The sequence below is a fragment of the Ruegeria sp. HKCCA6707 genome (assembly GCF_013033515.1).
In the GTDB taxonomy this organism is placed as follows: domain Bacteria; phylum Pseudomonadota; class Alphaproteobacteria; order Rhodobacterales; family Rhodobacteraceae; genus Ruegeria.
This window is the reverse complement of sequence record NZ_WQEG01000007.1, coordinates 124264-149996: the sequence shown is the minus strand read 5'-3', so window position 1 is coordinate 149996 and position 25733 is coordinate 124264. Positions and strand designations below refer to the sequence as shown.

The 25733-nt window shown below is 56.1% G+C and carries 22 protein-coding genes; 9 read left to right on the top strand and 13 right to left on the bottom strand.

Annotated elements, in window-relative coordinates; translation table 11 throughout:
- Positions 1-310: 310 nt before the first annotated feature.
- Positions 311-1315, bottom strand: coding sequence for an AraC family transcriptional regulator (locus GOW40_RS17275; protein ID WP_217352322.1), 1005 nt, complete (start codon positions 1313-1315; stop codon positions 311-313).
- Positions 1316-1475: 160 nt separating this feature from the next.
- Here GOW40_RS17275 and GOW40_RS17270 point away from each other — a divergent pair, with 160 nt between their 5' ends.
- The 4 genes from GOW40_RS17270 to GOW40_RS17255 all read left to right on the top strand — a co-directional run bounded on the left by GOW40_RS17270 (position 1476) and on the right by GOW40_RS17255 (position 5720).
- Positions 1476-3119, top strand: a complete 1644-nt coding sequence (locus tag GOW40_RS17270) for a hydrolase (RefSeq protein WP_171133116.1) — start codon at positions 1476-1478, stop codon at positions 3117-3119.
- A 392-nt stretch (positions 3120-3511) separates the two neighbouring features.
- Positions 3512-3943, top strand: a complete 432-nt coding sequence (locus GOW40_RS17265; protein WP_171133115.1) for a DUF3299 domain-containing protein — start codon at positions 3512-3514, stop codon at positions 3941-3943.
- 56 nt (positions 3944-3999) lie between these two features.
- A complete protein-coding gene (locus tag GOW40_RS17260) occupies positions 4000-4365 on the top strand; it encodes a hypothetical protein (RefSeq protein ID WP_171133114.1) in 366 nt (121 codons plus the stop codon).
- Positions 4362-5720: a carbohydrate porin gene (locus GOW40_RS17255; RefSeq protein ID WP_171133113.1), complete on the top strand. Its 1359-nt coding sequence runs from the start codon at positions 4362-4364 to the stop codon at positions 5718-5720. The genes GOW40_RS17260 and GOW40_RS17255 overlap by 4 nt, the downstream gene beginning before the upstream one ends.
- A gap of 62 nt (positions 5721-5782) precedes the next feature.
- Here the strand turns inward: GOW40_RS17255 and GOW40_RS17250 are convergent, their stop codons facing one another.
- Positions 5783-5956 carry a hypothetical protein gene (locus GOW40_RS17250; protein WP_171231101.1) on the bottom strand — a complete coding sequence of 58 codons (174 nt, stop codon included), beginning with the start codon at positions 5954-5956 and terminating at the stop codon, positions 5783-5785.
- Positions 5957-6372: 416 nt separating this feature from the next.
- The gene (locus GOW40_RS17245; RefSeq protein ID WP_171133112.1) at positions 6373-7437 is read right to left on the bottom strand and encodes an AbrB family transcriptional regulator; all 1065 of its coding nucleotides are present in this window, start codon (positions 7435-7437) and stop codon (positions 6373-6375) included.
- Between the two features lie 78 nt (positions 7438-7515).
- On the opposite strand from GOW40_RS17245, the gene GOW40_RS17240 reads away from it, so the two are divergent.
- The gene (locus GOW40_RS17240) at positions 7516-8202 is read left to right on the top strand and encodes a GntR family transcriptional regulator (RefSeq protein ID WP_171133111.1); all 687 of its coding nucleotides are present in this window, start codon (positions 7516-7518) and stop codon (positions 8200-8202) included.
- A gap of 208 nt (positions 8203-8410) precedes the next feature.
- Here GOW40_RS17240 and GOW40_RS17235 read toward each other — a convergent pair whose 3' ends face one another.
- From GOW40_RS17235 to GOW40_RS17205, 7 genes are all read right to left on the bottom strand, one after another.
- Positions 8411-9925 carry a mannitol dehydrogenase family protein gene (locus GOW40_RS17235; RefSeq protein ID WP_171133110.1) on the bottom strand — a complete coding sequence of 505 codons (1515 nt, stop codon included), beginning with the start codon at positions 9923-9925 and terminating at the stop codon, positions 8411-8413.
- Entirely contained in the window at positions 9925-10698 is a 774-nt protein-coding gene (locus GOW40_RS17230) for an L-iditol 2-dehydrogenase (RefSeq protein WP_171133109.1), read from the bottom strand. Before GOW40_RS17230 ends, GOW40_RS17235 begins: the two co-directional genes overlap by 1 nt.
- The gene (locus tag GOW40_RS17225) at positions 10695-11699 is read right to left on the bottom strand and encodes an ABC transporter ATP-binding protein (protein ID WP_171133108.1); all 1005 of its coding nucleotides are present in this window, start codon (positions 11697-11699) and stop codon (positions 10695-10697) included. The genes GOW40_RS17230 and GOW40_RS17225 overlap by 4 nt, the downstream gene beginning before the upstream one ends.
- Before the next feature lie 12 nt (positions 11700-11711).
- Positions 11712-12542, bottom strand: a complete 831-nt coding sequence (locus GOW40_RS17220; protein WP_171133107.1) for a carbohydrate ABC transporter permease — start codon at positions 12540-12542, stop codon at positions 11712-11714.
- 12 nt (positions 12543-12554) lie between these two features.
- Positions 12555-13421: a carbohydrate ABC transporter permease gene (locus tag GOW40_RS17215; RefSeq protein WP_171133106.1), complete on the bottom strand. Its 867-nt coding sequence runs from the start codon at positions 13419-13421 to the stop codon at positions 12555-12557.
- Positions 13422-13530: 109 nt separating this feature from the next.
- The gene (locus GOW40_RS17210) at positions 13531-14832 is read right to left on the bottom strand and encodes a sugar ABC transporter substrate-binding protein (protein ID WP_171136726.1); all 1302 of its coding nucleotides are present in this window, start codon (positions 14830-14832) and stop codon (positions 13531-13533) included.
- Between the two features lie 94 nt (positions 14833-14926).
- Positions 14927-15952, bottom strand: a complete 1026-nt coding sequence (locus GOW40_RS17205) for a LacI family DNA-binding transcriptional regulator (protein WP_171133104.1) — start codon at positions 15950-15952, stop codon at positions 14927-14929.
- Positions 15953-16609: 657 nt separating this feature from the next.
- Between GOW40_RS17205 and GOW40_RS17200 the strand changes: the two genes are divergently transcribed.
- The 4 genes from GOW40_RS17200 (at position 16610) to GOW40_RS17185 (ending at position 21223) form a co-directional block, all read left to right on the top strand.
- Positions 16610-16882, top strand: a complete 273-nt coding sequence (locus GOW40_RS17200) for a hypothetical protein (protein WP_171133103.1) — start codon at positions 16610-16612, stop codon at positions 16880-16882.
- A gap of 100 nt (positions 16883-16982) precedes the next feature.
- Positions 16983-18860, top strand: a complete 1878-nt coding sequence (cobT, locus tag GOW40_RS17195) for a cobaltochelatase subunit CobT (RefSeq protein WP_171102603.1) — start codon at positions 16983-16985, stop codon at positions 18858-18860.
- A 166-nt stretch (positions 18861-19026) separates the two neighbouring features.
- A complete protein-coding gene (locus tag GOW40_RS17190; protein ID WP_171133102.1) occupies positions 19027-20817 on the top strand; it encodes an aminopeptidase P family protein in 1791 nt (596 codons plus the stop codon).
- Between the two features lie 61 nt (positions 20818-20878).
- A complete protein-coding gene (locus GOW40_RS17185) occupies positions 20879-21223 on the top strand; it encodes a DUF427 domain-containing protein (RefSeq protein WP_171102599.1) in 345 nt (114 codons plus the stop codon).
- Between the two features lie 48 nt (positions 21224-21271).
- Here the strand turns inward: GOW40_RS17185 and GOW40_RS17180 are convergent, their stop codons facing one another.
- From GOW40_RS17180 to GOW40_RS17170, 3 genes are all read right to left on the bottom strand, one after another.
- Complete coding sequence (locus tag GOW40_RS17180; protein WP_171133101.1) at positions 21272-22861, bottom strand: bifunctional aspartate transaminase/aspartate 4-decarboxylase; 1590 nt, start codon at positions 22859-22861, stop codon at positions 21272-21274.
- A gap of 14 nt (positions 22862-22875) precedes the next feature.
- Positions 22876-24588 carry an aspartate-alanine antiporter gene (gene aspT, locus GOW40_RS17175; RefSeq protein ID WP_174840402.1) on the bottom strand — a complete coding sequence of 571 codons (1713 nt, stop codon included), beginning with the start codon at positions 24586-24588 and terminating at the stop codon, positions 22876-22878.
- Between the two features lie 193 nt (positions 24589-24781).
- Positions 24782-25657 carry a LysR family transcriptional regulator gene (locus tag GOW40_RS17170; RefSeq protein WP_171133100.1) on the bottom strand — a complete coding sequence of 292 codons (876 nt, stop codon included), beginning with the start codon at positions 25655-25657 and terminating at the stop codon, positions 24782-24784.
- Positions 25658-25733: the final 76 nt, after the last annotated feature.

Genomic DNA, 25733 nt, shown 5'->3' with positions numbered 1-25733 from the left:
GACAAGTATTTGCCAGGAGCATGAAGTGACGTCGCCAATGTCCGAATAGTCCGCAACTCTGCCGCTGAGCCGATTTCAGCGAACGTCCGCAGCTGTCCGATGCAGACCTTCAGGCGAAATTTCTCGGAATGACCACCGACAATGACCGCTATCCGTTCCTAAGCCGTCATCTGACTGAAAGACTCAGATGACGGCCTTGAGCCCAATGTTGCCGCTCGCGCCACTAAGCTCTCTAGTCCAAGTAGAACCCACAGAGCTATTCGTGTGTAAGCGTATCCAAACAAACACAAGTGGCCAGGCTTTTGGGCATTCATTCGCTTGACTTAAGCGAATGCTGTCTCCGCCAGTGTCCGGGTGTCTGCCCGGTCCAGCGCGTGAATGCCCGCACAAATCCGGGTGGATCGGGATAACCTACCGCCGAACCGATCGTTCGGATATCGTCGCGAGTTGTGAGTAGAAGCTTCTTGGCTCGGATCGATCTCAATTCATCCCTCTGCTGCGCGTAGGTCGTGCCATGCTCGGCCAGCGTCCTCTTCATTCGACTAGCGCTCAACCCGGTGAGCTCAGCCAACCGTTCGAGCGTTAGCCCAGGTTGGTCGAGGTGACGTTCCAACAGTGTGCGGAGCCCGCTGATAAACGCGCTGTTTTCCTTGGGAATTGCGTGAAGTCTTTGGCCCACTCCTCCATCTGTTCTTTGGAGGAGCCAAACGGCCGGGAACGCGAATTGCGGTCCCGACAAAACGGTATCCAGCGCGACATGGCCAGGACGGTCGTTCAGAGGGATTGCCTCCGGATCTGCCAAAGAGACCGCAGGTTCTTCAGGGTCCCATAATGGGCCAGTGCATTGGCGCAGGATACGAAGCATGAAACCGGCAAAGTAGCCGTCCACCTGAGCTGGCGGTCGGGCCGGCGTGAAGTTGCGCTGCGTCACCAAACGTGCCGTCACGCCATCATTCACAATCTGGTAGGTTGCGAGCGTGGTGATCCGCCGCGCGTCGATCACAAGAGCGTTTAGCAGTTCTCCAAGGGTCGCATGGGGGAGCCTCAGGATTTGCAAGTTGGGAAGGCTGTCTAACGCTTCTTCAGACCCTATGGTGAACCCAAGGTGTGGATCACTGCACCGCCGGGCCGCAGTGTTGGCCAAATCATACCACGCTTGTCCAGGGATGAAGCGATCCGGATCGTCGAGGTTCGCATCAGCCAATCCGATGCGGGCCAGCAAAGGCACAGTGTCCTTGCCAGCTCTTTCGACTGCCGCAATGAAGGGACGCACCATTGCGGCAGATACGACTGGTATTGGCGAAGGAGAAGCCACTCAAAGAACCCTCCGAATTGCTTTTAAGGCCCCAAAAAAATTCAACTGACCCGAAAAGACAATAAACAAACCTGTGATCGGCTGTAAACTGACGTCAGAAAACCCGACGTGAGGTGACTTGCGCACGGCTTGAGAACAATTCCTCGATTGGAGAAAACACATGCGCAAACTCGCCCTGATCCTCCCTTTCTCGCTTCTCGCCGGAGCTGCCGCCGCTCAAGACTGCGATGTGGCGATCCTGAATGGCAGGGTCATGGACCCGGAGACCAACTTTGACGCCGTCCGGAATGTCTGCGTACAGGGCGACAGGATTATGTCGATCACGGAGGACAGTATTTCCGGCGCTCAGGAGATCGACGTTTCGGGGCATGTTGTGGCCCCCGGTTTCATCAATACTCACTCGCACTCCTTTGCCCCGTTCGAGCAAGCGATGATGGCTCGGGATGGAACGACGACGCACTTGGACATCGAACTAGGCGCATCGAACATTCCATTTTTCTATGACCGCTACAAAGACAACTCGCTGCTCAATTACGGCATTGGCGTCAGCCACGAAGAAGTGCGTCGGGTTGTGTTGGATGGCATGAGCATTGAGGCAACATCCGATCCAACTTACGTTTTGCAATCGAGGGCAGATGCCGAGACCTTGGCCGCGGAACAAGGAAGACCCTCAAACTGGGCTGTCCAAGTCCCGACAGCGGAGCAACACAAAGAAATCTTACGCATGTATGAACAAGGCATGCGTGACGGCGCGATCTCGGTCAACACCACGGTGGGGTATATGGGATTTGGGACCCCAACCTATGAGCTATTTGATCTTCAAAAGCTGGCCAAGAAATACGACCGGATTTTCGGCGCACATACGCGTTTCGGACCAACCGAAAGTCTGCCTACCGACTACAGTATCGGCGTGCGAGAAGTCTTGGCGAACATGGTGGCATTGGACGGTGCGGCGGTCATGTCTCATATGCAGAACTCGGGTTGGGAAGAAACATATGAAATGTGCCGCCGGCTTCAGGAAAAGAACTATACGATTTTTTGCGAGTACTATCCGTCGGTCTTTGGAAACCCAAATATCGCAACGCCTCAGCTGATGTCAGAGGAGTTGCGCGCGGCCAACAACATGGACCCCACGTCAACGATCTTCAATCCTCAGACTGGTGAGCCGTTCGCGTCAGAGGATGAGTTCCTGGCCATGCAGGCATCCGATCCAGGCATGGGCATTTTTGTTCTCGTGCGGGAAGAAGAATGGCTGGAACAGTGGCCCTACATGAAAGATGTCGCACTCGCCAACGATGTGGTCACGTATTTCGATGAGAATGGCGAAGTATTACCGGAAGATGCCGATCAACGGCTCTACAACGGTCATCCACGGAATGCACGGACTTACAGCTACACGTTCCGGCTCGCGCGTGAGCTTGGCATCCCGCTTATGGATATAGTCTACAACGCGTCGTACACCCCGGCGAAGTACCTGTCGCGTCTCGGCCTCAAAGCAATGCAAGAACGTGGGAGGCTACAGGAGGGCATGATCGCTGACATTACGATCTTCCATCCTGAGGACATTCACGACAACTCCGATATGCTGCTCGGCAACCGTGCCACGCCACCCTCCGGCATTCCACACGTTCTGGTATCTGGCCAGTTCGTCGTGCGAGATGGCGAAAGTGTTTTTGGAGTGCGATCAGGCCAACCGATCCGGTATGAACCGATCACTGATGGGGAAATTGTTCTCGACTACGGCGACAAAAAATATCAGTGGCACGCTGACCTGCCTGACTACGTGGACGAAAGACGCGACTGATGGAGCACATTTTTTCTACGGGTGGGTCGTTAAACCCCACGATCCGCGCATTTAAGACCGGTCTGACCTTTGCACTGGCGTTGACAGTGTCCCTTACACTCAATGACGAGGCTATGGCCGATGCGGACCCGATTGAGTGGCGAGACCTCGTGGATGTCTCTGCCCAGACCTACGAAGACCCCTTTAGGGAATTATCATTAACGCAACTAGAAGAGGCTAGGACATATGTTCGAACCACTCAACAACTCGCGTCCGAAAAACTTAACGCAGAAAGGCGTAAAGCGCTCGAAACGCGACTGAGTGAAGTTAGCCGCTCGCTAAAAGAAGAAGGGGTCGACATCGATTGGCTAATCTCACAACGCTGGATCGTCGCACAGCGCAGGGGAAAGGCAATGTCCGCGGGAAACCCCGATCTCGATGGCACTGAGGTGTCGCTTGCGGGCTTTGCCATACCGGTGCCACCGGCGGAGGACGGAACCCGCATTGCATATCTCGTGCCGGAGCGCGGCATGTGTAGCCATGTGCCACCACCGCCCCCGAACCAACTGGTGCGTCTAAGGCTCAGCGATGAATGGACACCTTCGATGATGCATGAGCCAGTTGTTGTGTCCGGAGTGATTTCGATTTCACCCAGTGAACGACGAACGATGGTCGTGGATGGTCTCCAGACCCTCAATGCAACTTTCGCGATGGAGGTTGTCGAGGTTCGGACTTTTGCTCAGCTGCGCGCGGCCTCCCAATCCGGACCAGTTGCGCAATACTGGGACAAGGCGCGGATGGGCGTAAACCTTGATCGGCGCAAAACCGGTGGTGTGCGCCAGTGAGAGCAACCCATCGATTGATAAAGAAGATTGGTGACAGTGCCGCAATCACCTCGCTTTTGATCTTTTTCAGCGGCTCAGTTTGGGCCGAAGGGCAACACAGCCGATACTATCTCGGCATTGGTGAAACTACGCCGGATGTTTGGCAGGACTTGATCGACAATCCCACCGATCAGGAGGAGACGATGGGCGCTGCGCCTTCCGCCATGGGCGGTGAAATAATCAGCTACTTTTGGGTGCTCGCAGATGGCAAGAATTACATCACCATCCGATTGCCTGACGACCCAGAAATCGTCCAAACAAGGTATCTATCGCGCCTTAGCCAAGGGGTTCTGAAAAGTTACACATTCACCGAACTGATGACGAGCGCCGATATGGTCGATGCCTTGAAGCGCATACCAGACTTCATGACGCCGGTCGAATGACGCTGATTGGTACGAATATTGATGGCCGCCGTGCGATTTGTGCCCAAATTTCAGGTTTGCTGCGCACCGGCCGTAGCTGCGCATTGGCGACGTGGCACGATGGGCTTGGAGCGGTTGCGCTTACCGTGGTGTTTGCCCTGTCAATTGCGCCTGAGGTAGTTGCGCAAGAGACCGCCCATTCCCCGCGAGAACGGCTCGAAGCCACCGCGAGGGCTTCGATCGGCGGACCCGGCTCTGCACCGGCACAACTCGAAGAAGATCGGCTCAGGCGATTGGAAGACAGCCGCTCAACTAAATTAGACCGTTGGTTTGATCCATTCGAGGCTGCGCGTGAACGCCTCAGAGAACGCACAGGGTTGAACCTCAGCTTTGATTATCAAGCTCTTTATCAGAAATCCTCGGACAGCCTGAGCGGCAACGACGAAGCCGCGTCAGGCCAATTCCGCATTTTGGGGAACTGGGATCTCCTGAACCGTGGCGGCGACAACACTGGTAGTTTGGTCTTCATCCTGGAGAACCGTCACCGCCTTGGGCAGCCCTTTGCGCCATCTGGCCTTGCAGGCGAAATTGGTTACGTCGGCGCGACCGGTCTTACCTTCTCAGATACAGACACCACGCTCTCCGTTGCCTATTGGGCGCAGGCTCTGGCTGGCGGACGCGCTGGCTTTGTTGCCGGTCGCATTGATCCCGGCGACTACAGCGACATCCTCGGCTATGTGAACCCGCGTACAACGTTTTCCAACTATTCGATCCTATTCAGCCCGGTCCTTCCAATTCCTGACCCAGGGTTCGGTATCGCAGGCGGCGGCTTTCTGACGGATCAGGTTTATGCGCTTGGTCTCGTCAGCGATGCCAATGGATCGCTGACGGAGATAGATTGGTTCCCGGGCGGCTCAGAGTTCTTCACCTACGGCGAAATCGGATGGACGCCCAAGCCCTCGAAGCGATACCTGACCAACGTGCATCTAGGCCTCTATCACGTCGATGAGCGCACCGATGCAGGCGTTCCCTCTGCCAAGGGCGCGATGCTGTCGGCCAACCATACGTTTGAGAATGACCTGATGGTTTTCGGGCGATTGGGCTGGTCGGACGGCGCTGCACCCATCGCTAACCGCGCTGTCAATGCAGGTTTGCTATGGCGACCCGGTTTTTATGATGACCTCATTGGCTTTGGTATCACGGTTGCCGATCCGAGCGACAGCGCGTTGGACAGTCAAACGACAGTCGAGGCATTCTACCGCTTCGACGTGTCCGACAACATTGCCATCACAGGTGACCTACAGCACATCAACAATCCCGGCTTTAGCGACGATGATCCTTGGATCCTCGGGCTGCGGGTGCGGATTAACTTGTAGCTTTGTAGTCTTGCTGTCAGGCAAAATACTCGAACTGCGTCGAAAGTACGTTTTCTCGGCCGTCAGTTGATTTCGGAGGGCCGCTTGGTCCGCGACTTGCTCATTGATGTATTAGGTCTCGCCGCGCTCAGCGTGAATGGCTGGTTTTCACGCCGCGCAGCGGCGCTGAGAATGATGCGGACGCGGCGATTTTCGTGCTGCGAGCGCGCGCAGCGAGAAATTGCAATGGCGGTCATGGGCTCAACTCGGTCATTCGCTGCAATCTGTGTGAGTGTCCGTTATATTACGTCTTACCGGTCGTTGTATCATGCTCGAACCTGAGGCTTTGAAACGCCAGATTCTATGTTCAGTGTGGTATATTTAGTGGTATGTGTATTATGGCTAATTTTTTTATTAAAATTAAACAAATAATTACAAAAAATATATAGTTGCTCCTCGGTCCGCCACTTTCCTTTGATTGCATTGGAAGAAATGGCGGTTGTCGCGAGCTAACGGGAAAATCGTGCTCTGCAGACAGTGATATGGTCTTGGTTCATTCTCATTTGGTACCTCATTCGCATGTAGGTCTTGTGATCTGCGACGAGTTTGACCTGAAATCCTCAGACCTTTTCAATTAGGCGCGCGTTTCTGCGGTGGTAGCCCGAGCGCGCGACTAATTGTGAGGTTTGGAACGTCGTAAGATCAGGCTGGCCGCTATCGGTGCGCCGATGATTATCAGTACAATTCTGGTAAGATGGTGCATGATCACAAAGCCAAGATCGGCACCTGAAACGATTGCCAGAACGGTCATTTCGGCCTGGCCACCAGGGGCGAAGGCCAGAAAGGCCTCGACCGGCTGACCAAATCCCAATGTCGTAATAGCAGCAGTGAAACCGGCGGCCAGTGCTGCGAGAACAATGACATAGGCAACGCCTGCTGCCACGATTCTGCGCAATTCGACCCAGGTAATACCCAAAAACTGTACACCGATCCCGCAGCCAACGAAAAACTGCGCTATCAAAATCGCTTCTCGGGGTGGTCGGGTGTGTATCAAGTCGCCGAGTGAGAGTGCAGCGGTCACGATCATGGGGCCAAGGATGGACGCACCGAACAATCCGATCCGTTCTCCGCCTTTCCAGCCAACAAAAGCCGCCAAAACCATTAGACCCAACTCGTGAATCGGCAGATCAAGCGCGGGTTCCCCGATTGGATTTGTGAGCTTCGCGTCGTAAAAAACCGTCAGAAACAGCGGGGCAAGCGTAACAATTATCAGCACACGCGTTCCGTGGATCAGGGACAAAGTGCGCGGATTGGCCCCGGCCTCAGAGCCAAAGATGATCATGTCCTGCAACCCGCCGGGCATGGCTGCGTAAAACGCGGTGGTCGTATCAAAGCCCCAAACCTTGCGAAAGAATGGCACCCCGACCAACGCAATAAGCAAAATGAAGAATGGAACAAGGGCAACGGATGCTGCCATTTTTGGTAATTCGACGAATAGTGACGGGGTGATCGACGCGCCAACCGCCACCCCGAGGATGGTGCGAGCGGCAATGGAAACTTGCCCAAAACCCTCCATTGGGGCGTGGGCCAGAGCCGCAATCAGACACGCGCTCATCGGACCAAATAGGAATGGCAGCGGCAAGCCCAGCACCCAGAAAACCCCCGTCCCCAAAAGCGCCAGACCCAAAGTGACGGCGCGTTTAACTGCCAGAGAATGTTCGTTGGTTCGGAAGGGCAAAACGAGCGTTCCAGAGTTATTGACCTAGATTGTATTCAATTGTATGCAACAGGACACACGTGCGCAAGAGGCCTTAAGATGACGTTTCAAGACGACCCAATTCAGAACGGCCCGCAGGGGAATTCGGTCTATCAACGCCTGCTGGACGAAATCCGAAGTGGCAGCCTTTCGCCGGGTGAACGTCTTCGCGAGATAGAGCTTTCAGAGAGACTGGGTGTCAGTCGTACACCGATACGCGAGGCAATCCGTCAACTGGAGGCTGACGGGTTGGTTTCGCATGTTCCCAGGCAGGGCGCGACGGTGCGTTTTCTGGATTATGCCGAGGTCATGGAGCTCGATGAGATGCGCGCGGTTTTGGAAGGAACCTCAGCGCGGTTGGCTGCGCGGGCGGCGTCAGATGTTGAACTGGACGAGCTCGAAACCCTAAACGAACACCTGGCCGACGTGGGTACTGGCCCCGAGGCAATTCGGATTAATCGTATTTTCCACGCTACACTACTGGACGCGGCGAAGAACCGGTTTCTGGCTAAATCCATGTTGTCTTTGCAAAAAGCGCTGCTGATCATTGGGCCATCACAGTTGTTGGACAGCGAAAGATCAGAGGCCGCTGTCGCAGAACACCAACGTATCATGGCAGCGTTGAAGAAACGAAACGGTGCAGCAGCTGAAACGGAAATGCGAGCTCATATTGAAGCGGCTCAAAGAATGCGTATTCGCGCGTTGCAACAACGTGACCGTTCGTCGGATGAGAACCACCAAGCGTAAGCGCGGTGGCCGCTCGGACCGAAGAGTACGACCTCAGACTAATTGGTGTTGGCAACGCTCACAGATCCGCAGCGATAACCACCGCTGATACCAAAGCACGCGTTTTGATCGCGGAAACAACGCCTAAGCCGTATTGGATTCGTGGCTCGCGCCGTTGGAATCGTGTTCGCCTGCCGAGAGTGCGCAGCATGATCTTCGGTCTCGAACTCTATTGGATCGAAGCAGAACCAATAGCGGTAAATTCAGCGATCGCTGCGCGGCACCCACGCCCCCAGATGAGGGTCAACCAGTGCGCAAACGCTTTGGCAAAGCCTTGCTGCTGGGTCATGTCGCCAAAGTTTTGCGTTTTCCTGATCCAGAGTTCAGGGTTGGCTTTCGCGGCCCGAGCGGTCTGATGTAGGTCTTTCCATTGAGGGTCATTGGCTTCGATTTCCGAGCCGTTTTCACGAACCCCTGCACACATCCGACACCAGAATGCTTCGGCCAGTGCCAAGCCTGACAAGGAAGATCCAGCCGCAATTGCGTCGTTCAAAGACGGATGCAAGAACCCCGGATGCCGTGATGAGCCGTCAAAGGCCACGCGGCGGGTGGTGTCATGGATTGCGGTGTTTGCAAATCGCCGTTCGACCAAGCTTAGGTATTCCTGCGCTGTTGTTCCCGGGACCGCTTGGACATGGGGCAGAATTTCTTCTGTCTGAACCTTCCTGAAAAACGCAACGATATCGGGATCCTGCATGCAGTCGGCAATTGTGGGAACATTCAGAACTTCACCCACATTCGCAAGCAATTGATGTCCACCGTTCAGAATACGCAGCTTCATTGTCTCATAGCTGTGCACATCGCGGGTCAGCGTTACACCAACCCGTTCAAAAGGGGGGCGCCCCGCGCAGAAATCGTCTTCTACCACCCATTGACGAAAGTTTTCGTGGGAAACGGGTGCCTGATCATCAAGGCCAAGCGCATGGCATTGAGATACCACCTGGTCCGTTGTCGCCGGGACGATGCAATCGACCATCGAATTTGGAAACGCGCCGTTCTGGTCAATCCAGCGGGCCAGATCAGGGTTGGACATTTGCGCCAATCCGACAACGCAGCTTCGCAGGATCGAACCATTGCCCTGAAGGTTATCGCAGCTGAGCGCCGTGAACGGTTGAGCACCATTCAGGCGACGTTGATCAAGCGCTGCCACCAGAGCGCCAAAGACCGTGCGGGGTTGGTCGGGGTAGGTGGCATCATGCTTTAGATCGGGGTGGTCGGTGTCAAAGGCACCGGTATTTGCATCCAGGAAATAGCCACCTTCCGTCACGGTCAGAGACACAATGCGGATGGCTGGGTCGGCCATCTTTTGGATCAAGGCTGCATTATTTCGCTCGATCGGTAGATAGTCGATCATTGGGCCGATCACCTCGGCAGAAATCCCCTTTGGGTCAAGCTCTATCAATGTTGTCAAGCAGTCCTGTGCAATAAGCGTCTTGCGCATCGCGGCGTCGTAATCTCTTACCCCGGCACCTATGATGGCCCAGTCATGGGCCAGCCCGTTTTGCATCATTTGGTGAATGTACCAAGCTTGATGAGCGCGGTGAAAATTCCCCACGCCGATATGAACGATGCCGGGTGTCAGATCTGATCTGCGATAGGTCGGAGCGCTCACACCAACCGGCAAAGCGGCAAACCGGTCGCGGTGCAGTTTTGTCAGGGGGATTGCAGTCGCCTCGGGATCCATCAGCTCATCCAGTTTCCACCGTCAACATTGTAGGTTTGAGCCACGATGTACTTGGCCTCGTCCGACGCCAGAAACACCGCCATGCCCGTCAGGTCCTCGGCGCGTCCCATGCGGCCGTAGGGAACGGCGGCTGCAACCTCTCGTTTCTTTTGGCCGGGAGGTTTGCCTTCGTGTTTCGCAAAGAACGCATCGACCCCGTCCCAGTGTTCGCCGTCCACGACTCCGGGAGCAATCGCGTTGACGTTGATCCCGTGTGAGATCAGGTTGAGGCCCGCAGATTGGGTCAGAGAGATGATCGCCGCCTTGCTCGCGCAATAGACGGCCACAAGCGGTTCGCCCCGGCGTCCGGCTTGGGACGCCATGTTTATGATCCGGCCCTTGGTGCCATGTTCGATCATGTGGCGCGCCACGGCCTGCGTTGTGAACAGCGCACCCGCTACGTTGATGGCGAACACGCGGTCATAATCGTCGCGCTCAATCTCGGTGATCGGTGCGGCGGTGAAGATGGCCGCGTTGTTGATCAGGATGTCTATGGGGCCGAAGTGTTCTATGGTCCTGTCGACGGCGTTGTCGATGCTTGATTGGCGTGTCACGTCCATTTCGACAGCCAATGCGGCCGCGCCAATCTCTTCGGCAGCTTCCTTTGCGCGTTGGACGTCAATGTCAGCGATGGCAACACGCGCGCCTTCGGCCACATATGCTTTGGCAAAGGCCAGCCCGATGCCCCGTGCGGCCCCGGTGATCAGGGCGGTTTTTCCGGCCAGACGTGTCATTCGATCCGCAGGCCCTTGGCGTCAAATTTGTGGATCACATCTGCGCGCGGGGTCAGGTGGATCCGATCCCCGTGGCGAAAACCGACCTCGCCATCGGCACGCACAGTTATCGTCTCGGCCAGCCCGGTCTCGTGGACGTGGAAGAACGTGTCTGACCCCAGATGTTCGGAAACACTGACAACCCCCGACCAGTCCCCTTGGCTTTCTGACACAGCGATGTGTTCGGGCCGAATGCCGATTGTGTGGGCGCCATGTTTTGCGGCCTCTTCCCCTTCGATGAAGTTCATCTTGGGTGAGCCGATAAAGCCTGCCACAAACAGGTTGCGCGGCGTGCGATATAGATCCAGCGGGCTGCCGACCTGTTCGATCACACCAGCTTGCAGGACGACGATCTTGTCGGCCATTGTCATGGCCTCGACCTGGTCATGTGTTACATAGATCATCGTGGTTGCCAGACGTTCGTGCAGCTCGCTGATCTCAAGTCGCATCCCTACGCGCAAGGCAGCGTCGAGGTTGGACAGTGGTTCATCAAACAGGAACGCGGCAGGCTCTCGCACGATCGCGCGACCAATGGCAACACGTTGACGTTGACCGCCAGACAATTGCCCGGGGCGGCGGTCCAGATAGTCGGTCAGGTTCAACACGCTTGCCGCCCCTTCGACACGTTTGTCGATCTCGGCCTGATCCAGCTTGGCCATGCGCAGCGGAAAAGCGATGTTCTTGCGCACAGTCATATGCGGGTAGAGCGCATAGGACTGGAACACCATCGCCAACCCGCGTTTGGCGGGCGGTACGTCGGTGGCATCCGCGCCATCGATGTCGATGGAGCCCGAGGTGATATCCTCCAACCCCGCGATCAGGCGCAGAAGGGTGGATTTACCGCAGCCCGAGGGGCCGACGAATACGGTGAACTCGCCATCTTCGATGGTCAGATCCAGCGGCGGAATGACCTGCACGTCGCCGAAGCTTTTGGTCACAGACTTGAGTTGGATACGTCCCATACGTCGTGTTCCTTATTTCACTGCGCCGAAGGTCAGGCCGCGGACAAGTTGTTTCTGGCTGAACCAGCCCAGGATCAGGATCGGTGCAATCGCCATGGTCGAGGCCGCGCTGAGCTTGGCAAAGAACAGGCCTTCCGGGCTGGAATAGCTGGCGATAAAGGCGGTCAGCGGTGCCGCGTCAACGGCGGTGAGGTTCAAGGTCCAGAATGCTTCGTTCCAGGCCAGGATGAAGTTCAGCAATACGGTCGAGGCGATGCCGGGCACGGCCATCGGCGTCAGGACATAGAGGATTTCCTCTTTCAACGTTGCACCGTCCATCCGGGCGGCTTCGAGGATTTCGCCGGGAATTTCGCGGAAATAGGTGTAAAGCATCCATACGATGATTGGCAGGTTGATCAGCATCAGCACCACAACCAGCCCGCCGCGCGTGTCCAGCAGACCCAGTTGGATGAACAGCAGGTAGATCGGGTACAGAACCCCCACCGCAGGCAGCATCTTGGTGGACAGCATCCACAGCAAGATATCCTTGGTGCGCTTGGATGGTACAAAGGCCATGGCCCAGGCCGCAGGCACCGCGATGATCACACCCAGGATGGTCGAGCCACCCGCGATGATGACCGAATTCCACAGGAACCGCATATAATCCGAGCGCTCCTGTACGATGGCATAGTTTTCAAGCGTCCAGTCGAAATTCAGGAACAGAGGCGGGCTGGCAATCGCCTGTGCCTCGGTCTTGAAGCTGGTCAAGATGGTCCAGAGGATCGGGAAAAAGATCAGCAGTCCAACGGCCCAGGCAAGGGCGGTGTTCAGTGTTTTGCGGCGGGATGTGACAGCGCGGGCCATAGTCTTACCTCCTCACGCGTCCAGGTTTTTGCCGACGATGCGCATCAGGAAGATGGCAACGATGTTGGCAAGGATGATGGCATAGACCCCTCCGGCCGACCCAAGACCGACATTCTGGCTTTCCAGCACGCGCTGGAAGATCAGATAGGTGAGGGTGCGGGTGCCGAACGCGCCGCCGGTGGTCACAAAGATCTCGGCGAAGATCGATAGAAGAAAGATCGTCTGGATCAGGATCACGATTGTGATCGCGCGGCTGAGATGCGGCAGGATGATGTGGAAAAAGCGTTTCAATGGCGGTGCACCATCCATCTCGGCGGCTTCCAACTGTTCGCTGTCCAGCGATTGGATCGCGGTCAACAGGATCAGCGTAGCAAAGGGCAGCCACTGCCATGAGACGATCATGATGATCGAGGTCATCGACGCCTCGGACAGCCACGAGACCGGCTCGGCCCCAAAAAAGCGCCACAGATGCGCCAGCAGGCCATTGACGGGATCCATGAACATGTTCTTCCAGACCAGAGCGGATACCGTTGGCATCACAAAGAAGGGTGCGATCACCAGAATGCGGACGACGCCTTGGCCCCACATCGGTTGATCCAACAGCATCGCCAGCAAGACACCGAGGATGACCGTGATGATCAGAACTCCGCCGACAATTGTCAGGGTCGCCTGGACCGCAGGCCAGAAGGAACTGGATGAAACGAAACGGATGTAGTTGTCGAACCCGACCCAACCCAGATCCCCTCCGCGCAGCGGCAGGTATTTCTTGAAGGAGAAGTACAGCGTCATCGTCAGCGGTACGAGCATCCAGCCAAGCAGCAGGACCACAGCGGGTGCCATCATCAGCCGGGCGACGGATCGGGAGTGTTGAGTAGCCATAACGCAAACCCTCTCTATTCAGGCGGTAGCTCCAGCCTGCGAGAAAAACGCGAGTTGGGGAAGGGTGGTGCGGGGGGCAAGACACTGCCCGCCCGCTGGGAGTGTGCCGTCAGTAGCCTGCGGCTTCCATTTCTTCCTCGGTGAAGGCCTGCGCCTTGGCCAGGGCTTCATCCACTGTTTGCTGTCCGGCATAAACCGCCGAGAATTCCTGGCTCACCTGGGTGGCGATACCTGCGAACTCGGGGATCGCGGCGAACTGGATACCAACATATGGCACCGGCTTGACCGTCGGATTGTTCGGATCAGCCGACAAGATCGAATCCAGCGTCATCTGCGCGAACGGAACCTTCTGATATTCGGGGTTCTCATACAGCGAGGTGCGCGCGCCCGGAGGCACATTGGCCCAGCCTTCGTTCTCGGCCACCAGCTCAATGTAATCCTTGGACGTGGCCCATTCGATGAACTGCTTTGCAGCGTCTTCTTGCTGGGTTCCTGCGGGAACAGCCAATGCCCAGGCCCAGAGCCAGTTTGAGCGTTTGCCCAGACCGGTGTCAGGCGCCAGAGCGAAACCGACCTGATCCGCTACGGTCGAGTCAGTTGGGTTGGTCACAAAAGAGGCCGCAACCGTTGCGTCGATCCACATGCCGCATTTGCCTTGCTGGAACAGCGACAGGTTCTCGTTGAACCCGTTGGTGGCGTACCCGGCTGGGCCGGACTCGGTCATCATTTCCACGTAGAAGTTTAGCGTGTCTTTCCATTCCGGCTGATCGAACTGGGGTTTCCAGTCTTCGTCGAACCAGCGTGCACCAAACGAATTGGACATGGCCGTAATGAAGGCACCACCTTCGCCCCAGCCAGCCTTGCCGCGCAGACAAATACCGTTGATGTCGGCATCACGGTCGGTCATGGCCGCCGCAGCTTCTTTGATGAACTGCCAGCTTGGCGCGTCGGGCATCTCCATGCCCGCTTTTTCCATCAGGTCAGTGCGGTACATGATCATTGAGCTTTCGCCGTAGAACGGAGCCGCATAAAGCGTGCCGTCATGGCTAAGGCCGCCGGACATTGCAGGCAGAATGTCACCTACATCATATTCCTCGGACATGCCGTCCAGCGGAACCAGCCAGCCATTCGCACCCCAGATGGGTGTCTCGTACATACCGATGGTCATGATGTCGAACTGACCACCTTTGGTGGTGATGTCTGTGGTCACGCGTTGACGCAGTACGTTCTCTTCCAGCGTTACCCATTCGACATCAATGCCGGTCGCTTCGGTAAAGTTGTCGGTATAGCCCTGCATCCGGATCATGTCGCCGTTGTTCACGGTGGCGATTGTGATCGTCTGTGCCTGAGCCGCGGCGGTGGCGACGAAAGTCAGCGCAGTCGCCGCACGAAGTGCGTTCTTTAGATACATCCCTGTCCTCCCTGAGCTTGGATGTCGTGCAGGGAGGGTAGATCGTAAATTGTCGCGCCGTCAATAAAAACTTTACGCGCGTTAAGAAAATAGCTTACGCGGAGTCCCTTAATACAAGTCGTGTCGGGAAAAGCGTCTCGGTTCGATTCTCGAATTTCCCACCGTTTTCAATGAGTTCAAACAAGGTTTCCACGGCCCGCGTGGCCACGTTGTCATAGTCGTGGGCCGCTGTGGTAAGAGACGGGCAGGTGAACTTTGCGAAGGGATGATCATCGTTCGACGCCAAGCGCAATGTGCAATCCTCTTTGCGACCGACCCGAATCCCCTGTTCGAAACATGCTGCCAAAAATCCGATGGCAAGCCGGTCATTGCTGCACAGAACGGAATCCGTTTTTAACCCACGCTCTTCCAAAACTTTCAGCGCGCCCTTATGCCCAATTTCTTCAAACGCCCAGCCTTTGCCATCAACTTTGATGATATGAGGTTCGAACCCCAGACCTTCCATCACTTCAACATAGGCTTTTCTGCGCTTGTTGGCGTTGGGGTTGGCAGGGGTGCGCATTTCAAAGAACGAGGGTGGCTCACCGGTGCGGGTCATATATTCCACGGTCTGCGATACAAAGCTGTGATTGTCAGATCCGATAAACGCAGCGCCCAGGCCGTCGAGGTTGCTGTCGAACAGAACAGTCGGCACATTGGCGCAAAATTTCTCGATCGCGGATCTGTCAGAGATCCGACCCAACGGGGCCAACAGAACTCCGGCAGGTTTCATGGATTGAAGCCCGTCCAGAATTTCGTTCTCCAATTTTTGCTCACCATGCGCACTGAAAAGAGATGGGCGATACCCTGCGGCAATACAGCTTTGCTCTAGATAGCGGGCTATCTCTGCAAAGAAGGGATCGGCCAGATAAGGTACAACAATACCGATATTCTTGGTCAGTTTCCTGTTCTGATTCACCGCATACATATTCGGGCGATAGTCGAACCGTTCCAGAGCGTCTTCGATGCGTGCCCGGGTCGTTGCACGAACACTGTCAGGATCTTGGAAGTATTTAGAAACTGTGGGTCGCGAGATGCCGCTCAGGGTCGCGAACTCTTCCATGTTTTTTATTTTTGTCATGCCATTCAGCCTGCGGGTCCTGGCCGCCTTAGTCTTATCATAACTTTACATATTCTTTGCGCGCGCCAAAAAAAGCAATAGCTGGGCTGGTACACGCGTGACAACGATTTGTTGATGTGATCGGGCTTAAGAGGGGGCTAATGCGAGACGCAGATCCTCTTGATGGGTTTACGGTAGCCCATGCTGTGTAAGCTACGCATATCAAGGACCTACGGTTCAGTTCAGCTTTGCATCGTTTGTTTGCCGTTCTGGGATTTGACCAAAAAAATACGGGCGCGTGTTAACGGTCTCTGGGCGTAAGTCTCTGCTTTTCAAAATAAAATATGCGAAAGCACCAGCTGTACGAGTTCGCAGGTCAGGGACGCCCTTTTCACGCTGCTTAGTCGAACTGGTCAGCTGCCGGTTTTAGGCGAGGGTCAAAGCCTTCGTCGGTCGCCTACCACTCTGTTACATGATCAACACATGGAGCAGCGTTAGCTGTATATATTTGTTTTATACATATTACATCAAGTGTATGTTTAAGGCATGTCGAGATTACATACCTCACTTATCGGGCTTTTTTGCGCGTTGGTGCTGTCAACATCAGCCTCGGCGCTTCCGGCGACGTCTTCGGCAAGGGCAGAGCTATTTGCTATCTGTTCTGGCAGGCTAGAAGCTTTGGCGACCCGACAGCGCGCCCTGGAAAGCAAGGATCTGGACAGTACGATCGCAATGCAAGAGCAGTTTGACCTGCTGCTGGAGACGGTCTTGCCCTCGGCGCTTATGGAAGGCGTAGATACACAAGAGCCAAAACGGTGGCGCGTGCGCGGTTGGGTTGAGATCGCCTATTTATTGGCAGACGTGGATTACAGTTTTGATGCGCGGATCACTCAGGTCGCCAATCGGCAACTCGGCCATCGCATTGCCGAATGCCGGAAGGTTGTGCTCTAGACCTCAGCTGGTTTGATGGGAAAACGCGGCTGGCCCTATGGCCAAGGGGTCTGAATGGCTCTAGGTTGTCCGGAAAGAACAGCGCCGGACCCCGCAGCCGATGAACAAGCCCAACGACAACCCCGCAGATCCATTCAAGAAAGCCTTGGCCGAAGCGACCAAGGTTATGGCGGATGATCCCGAGTTGAACGTGACCTATACGGTGGATCCGTCGGGCATGACGGGTGAGTCCATGCGACTGCCGCAGGTGTCGCGCCGGATGACCCGAGAAGAGGTTCTTCTGGCGCGGGGAACTGCGGATGCCTTGGCGCTGCAGCGAAAGTATCACGACGATTCCACCCATGCGCGCTATGCGCCTCCGGGGGATATGGCGCGGGATCTCTATGAGGCGATGGAAGTCGCGCGATGCGAGGCAATGGGCGCGCGCGATATGCCTGGTACCGCAAGCAATATCGACGTCAAGATCGGGCATGAGGCAATCCGGCGTGGCTACGATCAATGCAAGCAACCTGCCGATGCGCCCCTGTCGGTCGCAGCGGGCTATCTGATCCGGCATCTGGCCACCGGACGCGATCTGCCGCCTGCCGCAGACAATATCATGAACCTATGGCGCGGTTTTATCGAAGAACAGGCCGGTGGCCTGCTTGAAAATCTTGACGATGTGATCTCGGATCAGGCGGAGTTTGCCAAATTCGCCCGTCAGATGATCAAGGATCTGGGCTATGGAGACCAGCTGGGTGACGACCCGGATGAGCTGGACGAAGAACAGGAAGATCAGGCCGAAGAAGACGCCGAAGAACAGCCCGATCCCGACAGCACGGGTCAGGACGATCAAGACGAACAGGACGCCGACGCCAACCCCGAACAGTCTCAGGAAGAGCAGCAGGACCAATCCCAGGCCCAGGTCTCGATGGATGAGATGGCCGAAGAGGAGATGGGCGATGAGGCGGAGATGCCCGAGGGCGAGGCTCCGCTGGAACCGCCTGCGCCGCCGCCCGCATCCGAGGCAGACCCCGACTACAAGGTCTATCTGGACACTCACGACGAGGAAATCGCCGCCGAAGATTTGGCCGAACCGGCCGAGCTTGAACGGCTGCGCGCCTATCTGGACCAACAACTGGAACCGTTGAAAGGTGCCGTGAGCCGATTGGCCAACAAGCTGCAACGCCGCTTGCAGGCGCAGCAGAACCGGTCGTGGGAATTTGACCGCGAAGAAGGCATTCTGGATGCCGGTCGACTGGCGCGTGTTGTCGCCAACCCGACAACGCCGCTCAGCTTCAAGGTCGAAAAAGACACCGAGTTCCGCGACACGGTTGTAACTCTGCTGCTGGACAATTCAGGGTCGATGCGCGGTCGTCCGATCTCTATTGCCGCGATCTGTGCGGATGTTTTGGCGCGGACGCTGGAACGTTGCAACGTGAAGGTCGAAATCCTGGGCTTTACCACGCGCGCCTGGAAAGGCGGTCAAGCGCGTGAGGCCTGGTTGAACGATGGCCGCCCGCAGCAACCGGGCCGTCTGAACGACCTGCGCCATATCATCTATAAAGGCGCTGATGCCCCATGGCGACGCGCGCGGCCCAATCTGGGCCTGATGATGAAAGAGGGTCTGCTGAAAGAAAACATCGACGGCGAGGCGCTGGAATGGGCCCATCGTCGCATGTTGGCCCGGCGCGAACAGCGCAAGATCCTGATGGTCATCTCCGACGGGGCGCCGGTTGATGATTCAACTCTCAGCGTGAATCCAGCCAATTATCTGGAAAAACACCTGCGTGACGTGATTGCGATGGTCGAAAAACGCAAAATGGTCGAGTTGCTGGCGATCGGGATTGGTCACGATGTGACCCGCTATTACGACCGCGCGGTGACGATCACCGATGTCGAGCAGCTTGCCGGTGCCATGACCGAACAACTTGCCGCCCTGTTCGACAGCGACCCCCGCGCACGGGCAAGGGTCATGGGGATGAAACGGGCCAGCTAGACGTGTCCTGCCTTCGTTTAGTTGGTTTTGAGAAGCTGTTGATCGCGAGCATTGCGCGTCGGCGCGACTATTTCATGCTCCGTTGAAAGTGCTCAGGGGAACTGCTTCTGGACATTTGGGGGTTTGCCCATCAGGTTCTCGTGAACCGCTGAAAACGAGGCCTGCCATGTTCCAATCATTCGAAGTGACCGCGCGACCAGAGCAGGGGCCGCCCCGGCTTGCGGCTTTGCGCGGAGAATTGGAACGCGATGGGTTGGATGGGTTTCTGATCCCGCGTTCGGACGCGCATCAGGGCGAATATGTGGCTCCGCGTGATGAGCGTCTGGCCTGGTTGACCGGCTTCACGGGATCGGCTGGGTTCTGTGTCGCACTGCGAAATATCGCAGGGGTATTTGTCGATGGGCGATATCGCACACAGGTGAAGGCTCAGGTGGCGGCAGACTACACGCCTGTTCCTTGGCCGGATGTCAGCCTGAGCGCCTGGTTGAAAGAGCAATTGCCAAACGGAGGTAAGGTGGGCTTTGACCCTTGGCTGCATTCGTTGGGTCAAATCACCGAGACGCAGGCGCAGTTGAAAGGGACCGGGATCGAGCTGGTGCGCAGCGAAAACCTCGTGGATCGCATCTGGGAGGATCAGCCGGAACCGCCCATGAACCCGGTGAAACCCCATCCGATCGAATTTGCAGGCGAAGAGGCCGCAAGCAAAATCAAGCGTTTGGCGCAGGTTTTGGACAAAGACGGGCACGCGGCGGCGGTGATCACTTTGCCGGATTCCATTATGTGGCTGCTGAACATCAGGGGCTCGGACATAGACTATAATCCCGTGGCCCACGGCTTTGCCATTCTTCACTGTGACGGGCGGGTGGATCTGTTCATGTCCGCGGTCAAGCTTGCGGGGCTGGACGAGCATTTGGGCCCGCAGGTCACGCAGCACGAGCCGGCCGCGTTTCTGTCTGCGCTTGAGGGCCTTCAAGGCAAGATCCAAGTGGATCCTGGAACCGTACCTCAAATCGTCGCCGACCGATTGGGCGACAATTTGGTGAAAGGCAGCGACCCCTGTGCCTTGCCCAAGGCCTGCAAGAACGCGGCCGAGATTGAGGGCAGCGCGCAGGCCCATTTGCGCGATGCAGCTGCCGTGATCGAACTGCTCTGTTGGCTGGATGCGCAGACCCCGGGCAGCGTGACTGAGACACAAGTGGTGACCCGTCTCGAAGAAAGCCGGCGCCGCGACAACGCTTTGCAGGACATCTCTTTCGACACGATCTCGGGAACGGGGCCCAACGGCGCTATCATTCATTACCGCGTCAGCGAAGAGACGGATTCTGTGCTGGAAAACGGCGATCTTCTAGTGCTCGACAGTGGCGGGCAGTATTTGGACGGAACAACCGACATCACCCGGACCATCGCGATCGGAGAGGTGGGTGATGAAGAGAAAGCCTGTTTCACGCGCGTCTTGAAAGGTATGATCGCGATGTCGATGCTGCGCTGGCCGGTTGGTCTGGCCGGGCGCGATATCGAGTGTGTAGCCAGGGTGCCGCTTTGGCAGGCAGGGCAGGACTTTAACCATGGTTTGGGTCATGGAGTTGGGGCGTATCTTAGCGTCCATGAAGGGCCCCAACGGCTATCGCGGGTCAGCCATGTCCCGCTCGAGCCGGGAATGATCCTGTCGAACGAGCCGGGATACTACCGCGAGGGTGCCTTTGGTATTCGGATTGAAAACCTTGTGGTCGTCGAAAACGCACCCAATTTGCCCCAAGGCGATGCCGAAAGGGCCATGCTGCGCTGGCGGACCCTGACCTATGTCCCTATTGACCGGCGCTTGATCAACGTCGATATGCTGACCGGGGCCGAACGTGAATGGTTGAACGCCTATCACCTTGAAGTCGCGCAAAAGACGCGCCATCGGGTGGGTGAGGCTGCGCAACTGTGGTTGGATGCCGCAACTGCCCCGATTTGACACCAAGTTGTTACATCTGGCAGGCACAGGAACAGCGCTGAAATACAAAGGACAACGGAATATGACCGATAAGATCACAATACGCAAAGCCACCGGTAAGTGGAGTGTTCGCTCGGGCGGCGCTATCTTGGGGGAAACGCTGCACGCGCTGGAATTGCTTGAAGGTGATCACGACCCGGTAATCTATTTCCCACGCGTTGATATCGCGATGGCCTTTTTGGACCAGACCGACAAGACAAGCCAGTGCTCGACCAAGGGGACGGCGACACATTATTCGATTGTCAACAAATCCTCGGTGACCGAAAACGCTGCGTGGAGCTATGAAGACCCTTCAGATGCGGTATCGGAAATCAAAGGGTACCTCGCTTTCTATCCGTCCGACTCGGTCAAAGTCGAACAGTTGTAAGCGAATTCGCCAACTGCTTTCTGGGCCGGCCTCTGGTCGGCGCTACCCTCAGCCTTTTTGGAACTCTGCGAAATATTCGTCCAGGACCTGGCGCGTGAATCTGCCTATGCTCGCATAGTCATGTTCCGTCAGGTTCGCCAGCGACACACGCGCCGAGGGGTCCAAGACCTCAAATCCTTTGCCCGGTAACAGCACCACCCCCGTTTCCTTGGCCAGACGGAACAGAAAATCAGTCGCCTTGTCGTTGTCTTCGAACCACTTGGAAAACCCATCGCCATAAAGGTTTGAAGCAAGCTTTTTCAGGTCGATTAGGGAATAATAGGCGATATCGTTTTCCGTGCGGACCAGCGAAATACCCATATGGGCATAAAGCGTATCAAACCGATGCCGGACCAGTCGTTTTGCCGCCGCCTTGTAATCGCCGTTGATATCCATCAGCCCGTTCAGCGCAAACAAGGTCATCTGCAACTGCTGCGGCAGTGACAGTCCAGAGGTGTGGTTCAACGCAACGGCGCGGCTGTCTGCCACCAGACGGTCGATGAACCTGATCGCGCGTGGCTCGGTGGTCAGAGATGAATAACGGCGATCGAGTATTTGTTTGGTTTCTTCTGGCAGCGCCGCCAGCGCGTCGTCCAGCGCATTGTCTTCGTGCAGCCCGATGACACCCAATCGCCATCCCGTTGCACCAAAATACTTCGAGAAGGAATAGACGCACAGCGTATTGCGCGGGCAGCTTGCAAAGAGCGAGACAAAATCATCCGCGAAAGTGCCGTAGACGTCATCGGTGACGATGATCAGGTCTTTGCGTTCGGTATCGACCAGCTTCGCGATTTTCGCAAGTGATGCGTCAGACAGTTTGGCCGAGGGCGGGTTGCTGGGATTAACCACACAGAAAACCTTGATCAACGGGTCTTTGAGCTTGTCGATCTCGCTTTGAGGAAGCTGCCAGTCGTCTTCCTCATCCATACGGATATCGACCACTTCAAGGTCCAGCCCAGGAAGCGGTGGGATTTCCAGATAAGGCGAGAAGATGGGGGTTGCCAACGCAACCTTGTCCCCCGGCTTGACCAATGCATTCACGCTGAGCGTCTGGAAAATATAGGTCATCGCCGCGGTACCGCCCTCGGTCGCAAACAGCGAAAAGTCACCGCGCCGCGGCATCTTTCCAAACATTTCCTGGGCAATATAGGCTTTGGTTATCTCTTCGGCATGGCGCAGCATGCGCGGTGGCACTGGATAGTTTGAACCCAAGAACGCCCCCACGGCCTCAGACAGAAACGCGGCCCGGTCCAATCCCAACTGGTCTTTGACATAAGCTATGGCCGCCCGAATGAAGCCAATGCCCTTGTCATCGTTATGCGTGTTTGCAAAGGCTTCGAACCGACCGACGATGCCGTCAGTTTCCGGCAATCCCCCAAAGCCACTGTTCAGATAGGAGTAAGACCTTTCAGCCTCCTGTAACGCGAACTCTCCCATCTTGAGAAAGGCATGACGGGGTAGCGTGGCCAGAAAATTCGGGTTGCCACGACCCGCATTCAACATCATCCGTTCCGCGTCGGAGCTGGCAATCTCGATCAGCTTGTCCTTCAGCTCGAACGGGCTGAGCGCGGCTAACTTGGCAGTATCGATATCACTCATGGATTGTCTCCGAGTTATGGTGTCGGGTTCGTTGTGACGACGCCGATAATGATCGGCCCCCAAAGTGTCAGAAAGACGTTTGCAACCGCATAGGTCACCGTGAAGGACACAACAGGTGTAGCGTTTCCGGCTTTGGACAGAAGCGCCGCAAAACCCGGGTTTGCGCTGCGTCCACCGACAAGGCAGCCCAAAGCTTCAATCGGGTTCTGGATGCGCAAGACGTAATAGGAAAAGAAAAAGACCACGATCTGCGGCACGATTGTAACGAAGACGCCCAGAAAGAACAGCGTCAGCCCCGACTCTTTGAGCGTGGTCAGGGCTTGCGGTCCAGCTGAAATTCCAACGACGCCGACAAAGACAGCCAGCCCGAAATCCCTCAGGAAATTCGAAGCCCCAACGGGCAAAGCCGCAAAGCGTTTATGCGTGCTGTGTAGCCAGCCAAAGAACAGGCCGGACAGCAGGCAGCCGCCGCCGGTTCCGATGCTGACGGGCACGCCACCTATCTTGAATTCGATCAAACCCAGCAAAAAGCCGATCACCAGCCCCAGGCCGAAAAACACAAAATCGGTCACGGCAGCAGCCGAAATCTTGTACCCGACCAGTTTTTCGATCCGGTCGAGATCCTTGGGCGCACCCGTGAAATGCAACTCGTCGCCGCGCCGTAGTTCCAGTTTCGGCGCGATATGAAGATCGTGACCCAGTCGTTTCGCGCTGGTCAGAAACACGCCATGACGGATGTCTGCCCCGATTTCGTCGTGCAACTGGCGCAGCTCTTTGCCGACCAAAGCGCGATTGGACAAAACGATCTCTCGGCCTTCCTGAACCAGTTCGAAACCCGCAGGTGCAATCACCTCTTCGCCAATCGACGGAGCACTTTTCTGAACCAAAGCCGTAGGGCCCGAAACCGCAATGACATCTCCTGCGGCGATCTCAAGCGCATCTGTCAGATCTAAAGCTTTTCCATCTCGAATGATTGCCTCAATCGCAGCATCACCGATCATTCCATCGGCGTCAGACCTCGACTTACCAACGACCGAGGCTGAAGAGCTGACCTCGAAGAACCGTGTCACTACGTCCCGGACCGCATTGAACTGTCCGGGTCCCAAAACCGTGCGCCCTCCGGACATCTGCTCCGCCAGCTTGATAGCCTCGGCGCGAATATCCCATTTCATAATCATGGGTATGAACCATGTTGCGATCAGAATTGGGCCAAGCGAGCCGAAGATATACGTCACCGCATATCCAACCGCGACATTGGTCTCCATCTCGCGCATCAGATCGGCCGAGACATCCAGTTTCGAAATGGCGCCCCCCGCCGTTCCGATGATCGCTGACTGCGTTAGACCTCCTGCTGCCAGCCCCGCAGCGGTTCCCCGGTCAAGATTGAAGACCAAAGCGGCAATGATCACACAGGCCAGACCCGCAACACACATGACAAATGCCGAAGCAAGCTGGTTCAACGACCGCAAGTTCAACGCATGGGCGAATTGAGGCCCGCCCTGATATCCAACCGCATAGATAAACAGGGCAAAGAAAACGGTTTTGACGCTGGCATCCAGTTCGACGCCAAACTGCCCTATGACAACACCGACCAACAAAGTGCCTGCGATCCCACCCAGGACAAAGCGGCCAATTGTTAGCTTTCCAACCAAGAACCCTAAGGCGATCGTCACAAAAAGGGCGGCAAACGGTGCAACTGTGAAAAGATGTTCAACAGCATCAATCATGGGCAACCCTATCAAATACAAATTCAACTATTGGGTTATTACAGCCACTTTCAGGTGACAAAACAAGCCCATCTTTGGGTCGTCTCGGCTTATATGCGCAGCGCGCAAGCACAACGTGACGCGCGCGCCAGCGATTTTGATTGTACTTCGGATGGGCAAAAACCAAGTCTATGCGACTTGCCTGGTAAATTGTTCAAACCCAGGGAAGGTTTGCCAACCATTCTTTGACGGCAACAACCGATCTGCGCGAAGACTGATCGATATGAGACAACAGCCAAACTTCACGCGTCGGAAGGTTTGTCAGTTTGTCACCGGAAAGGCGTTTCAATCTTGGGTCATGCGCAGCGACCGCGTCCGGAAGAAGTGATGTGCCCAGACCATTGGCCACAGCTTCTAGCGCCGTTTCCGCATCCGCAACCCTCAGGTTCGATCGCTTCCTTTCTAGACCCCGGACAAAGTCTTCGAGCCAGCGCGCCTGTGGGAGTTCGGCATGAACATCATCATAGGTGATCCAGCATTGTGTATCGGCATGCTCAGCGGGGTACGAACTTGCCGCATAGACCCCAAATGTCAGCGCACCCAATTTCTGAGCCTTTGTGCGCAACCCCCCGCTTGAAGGACGCCTAAGGCGGACCGCAAGATCGGCTTCGCGCTTTGAGAGATCAAGGTTCTCTGACGTCGGAACCAGTTCGACCGTCAAGAGGGGATGGGTTTGCAAGAACGGCCGAAGCTTGGGCACCAGAAAACGATTGACGATCAAAGGCACCGAACTGACGCGTACTTGCCCAACGATCTGATGCGGCTTTTGTCCGATGCTTTCGCTCAAGGCCAAGTTTTCGCGCTCAATGGCCTCTGCCCGAGGCAGGATCGCCAGTGCGCTATCTGTGGGTTCATAGCGACCTTGTGGGCTGCGTAGAAAAAGAGAGGTACCCAGACTGAGTTCAAGCGCCTTGATCCTTCTGGATACGGTTGTTTCGCTTACGCCCAGCAATCGGCTCGCCTCTCTCAGTTTTCCCGTACGAAAGAGGGCCAGGGCGTATTTGAGATCGTTCCAATCATGAGGCTGCATAAATGCAGATTAGGTCGGCAAAATTTGCACCTCAATCTTCAAGTTTGCCGTGCGATGCATTGTGCGCACCAAACCA

Coding starts and splice junctions, on each gene's coding strand:
- GOW40_RS17270 (WP_171133116.1), top strand. CDS start 1,476: ATGCGCAAACTCGCCCTGATCCTCCCTTTCTCGCTTCTCGCCGGAGCT.
- GOW40_RS17265 (WP_171133115.1), top strand. CDS start 3,512: ATGTCCGCGGGAAACCCCGATCTCGATGGCACTGAGGTGTCGCTTGCG.
- GOW40_RS17255 (WP_171133113.1), top strand. CDS start 4,362: ATGACGCTGATTGGTACGAATATTGATGGCCGCCGTGCGATTTGTGCC.
- GOW40_RS17250 (WP_171231101.1), bottom strand. CDS start 5,956: ATGACCGCCATTGCAATTTCTCGCTGCGCGCGCTCGCAGCACGAAAAT.
- GOW40_RS17240 (WP_171133111.1), top strand. CDS start 7,516: ATGACGTTTCAAGACGACCCAATTCAGAACGGCCCGCAGGGGAATTCG.
- GOW40_RS17235 (WP_171133110.1), bottom strand. CDS start 9,925: ATGGATCCCGAGGCGACTGCAATCCCCCTGACAAAACTGCACCGCGAC.
- GOW40_RS17230 (WP_171133109.1), bottom strand. CDS start 10,698: ATGACACGTCTGGCCGGAAAAACCGCCCTGATCACCGGGGCCGCACGG.
- GOW40_RS17225 (WP_171133108.1), bottom strand. CDS start 11,699: ATGGGACGTATCCAACTCAAGTCTGTGACCAAAAGCTTCGGCGACGTG.
- GOW40_RS17220 (WP_171133107.1), bottom strand. CDS start 12,542: ATGGCCCGCGCTGTCACATCCCGCCGCAAAACACTGAACACCGCCCTT.
- GOW40_RS17215 (WP_171133106.1), bottom strand. CDS start 13,421: ATGGCTACTCAACACTCCCGATCCGTCGCCCGGCTGATGATGGCACCC.
- GOW40_RS17210 (WP_171136726.1), bottom strand. CDS start 14,832: ATGTATCTAAAGAACGCACTTCGTGCGGCGACTGCGCTGACTTTCGTC.
- GOW40_RS17205 (WP_171133104.1), bottom strand. CDS start 15,952: ATGACAAAAATAAAAAACATGGAAGAGTTCGCGACCCTGAGCGGCATC.
- cobT (WP_171102603.1), top strand. CDS start 16,983: ATGAACAAGCCCAACGACAACCCCGCAGATCCATTCAAGAAAGCCTTG.
- GOW40_RS17190 (WP_171133102.1), top strand. CDS start 19,027: ATGTTCCAATCATTCGAAGTGACCGCGCGACCAGAGCAGGGGCCGCCC.
- GOW40_RS17185 (WP_171102599.1), top strand. CDS start 20,879: ATGACCGATAAGATCACAATACGCAAAGCCACCGGTAAGTGGAGTGTT.
- GOW40_RS17180 (WP_171133101.1), bottom strand. CDS start 22,861: ATGAGTGATATCGATACTGCCAAGTTAGCCGCGCTCAGCCCGTTCGAG.
- aspT (WP_174840402.1), bottom strand. CDS start 24,588: ATGATTGATGCTGTTGAACATCTTTTCACAGTTGCACCGTTTGCCGCC.
- GOW40_RS17170 (WP_171133100.1), bottom strand. CDS start 25,657: ATGCAGCCTCATGATTGGAACGATCTCAAATACGCCCTGGCCCTCTTT.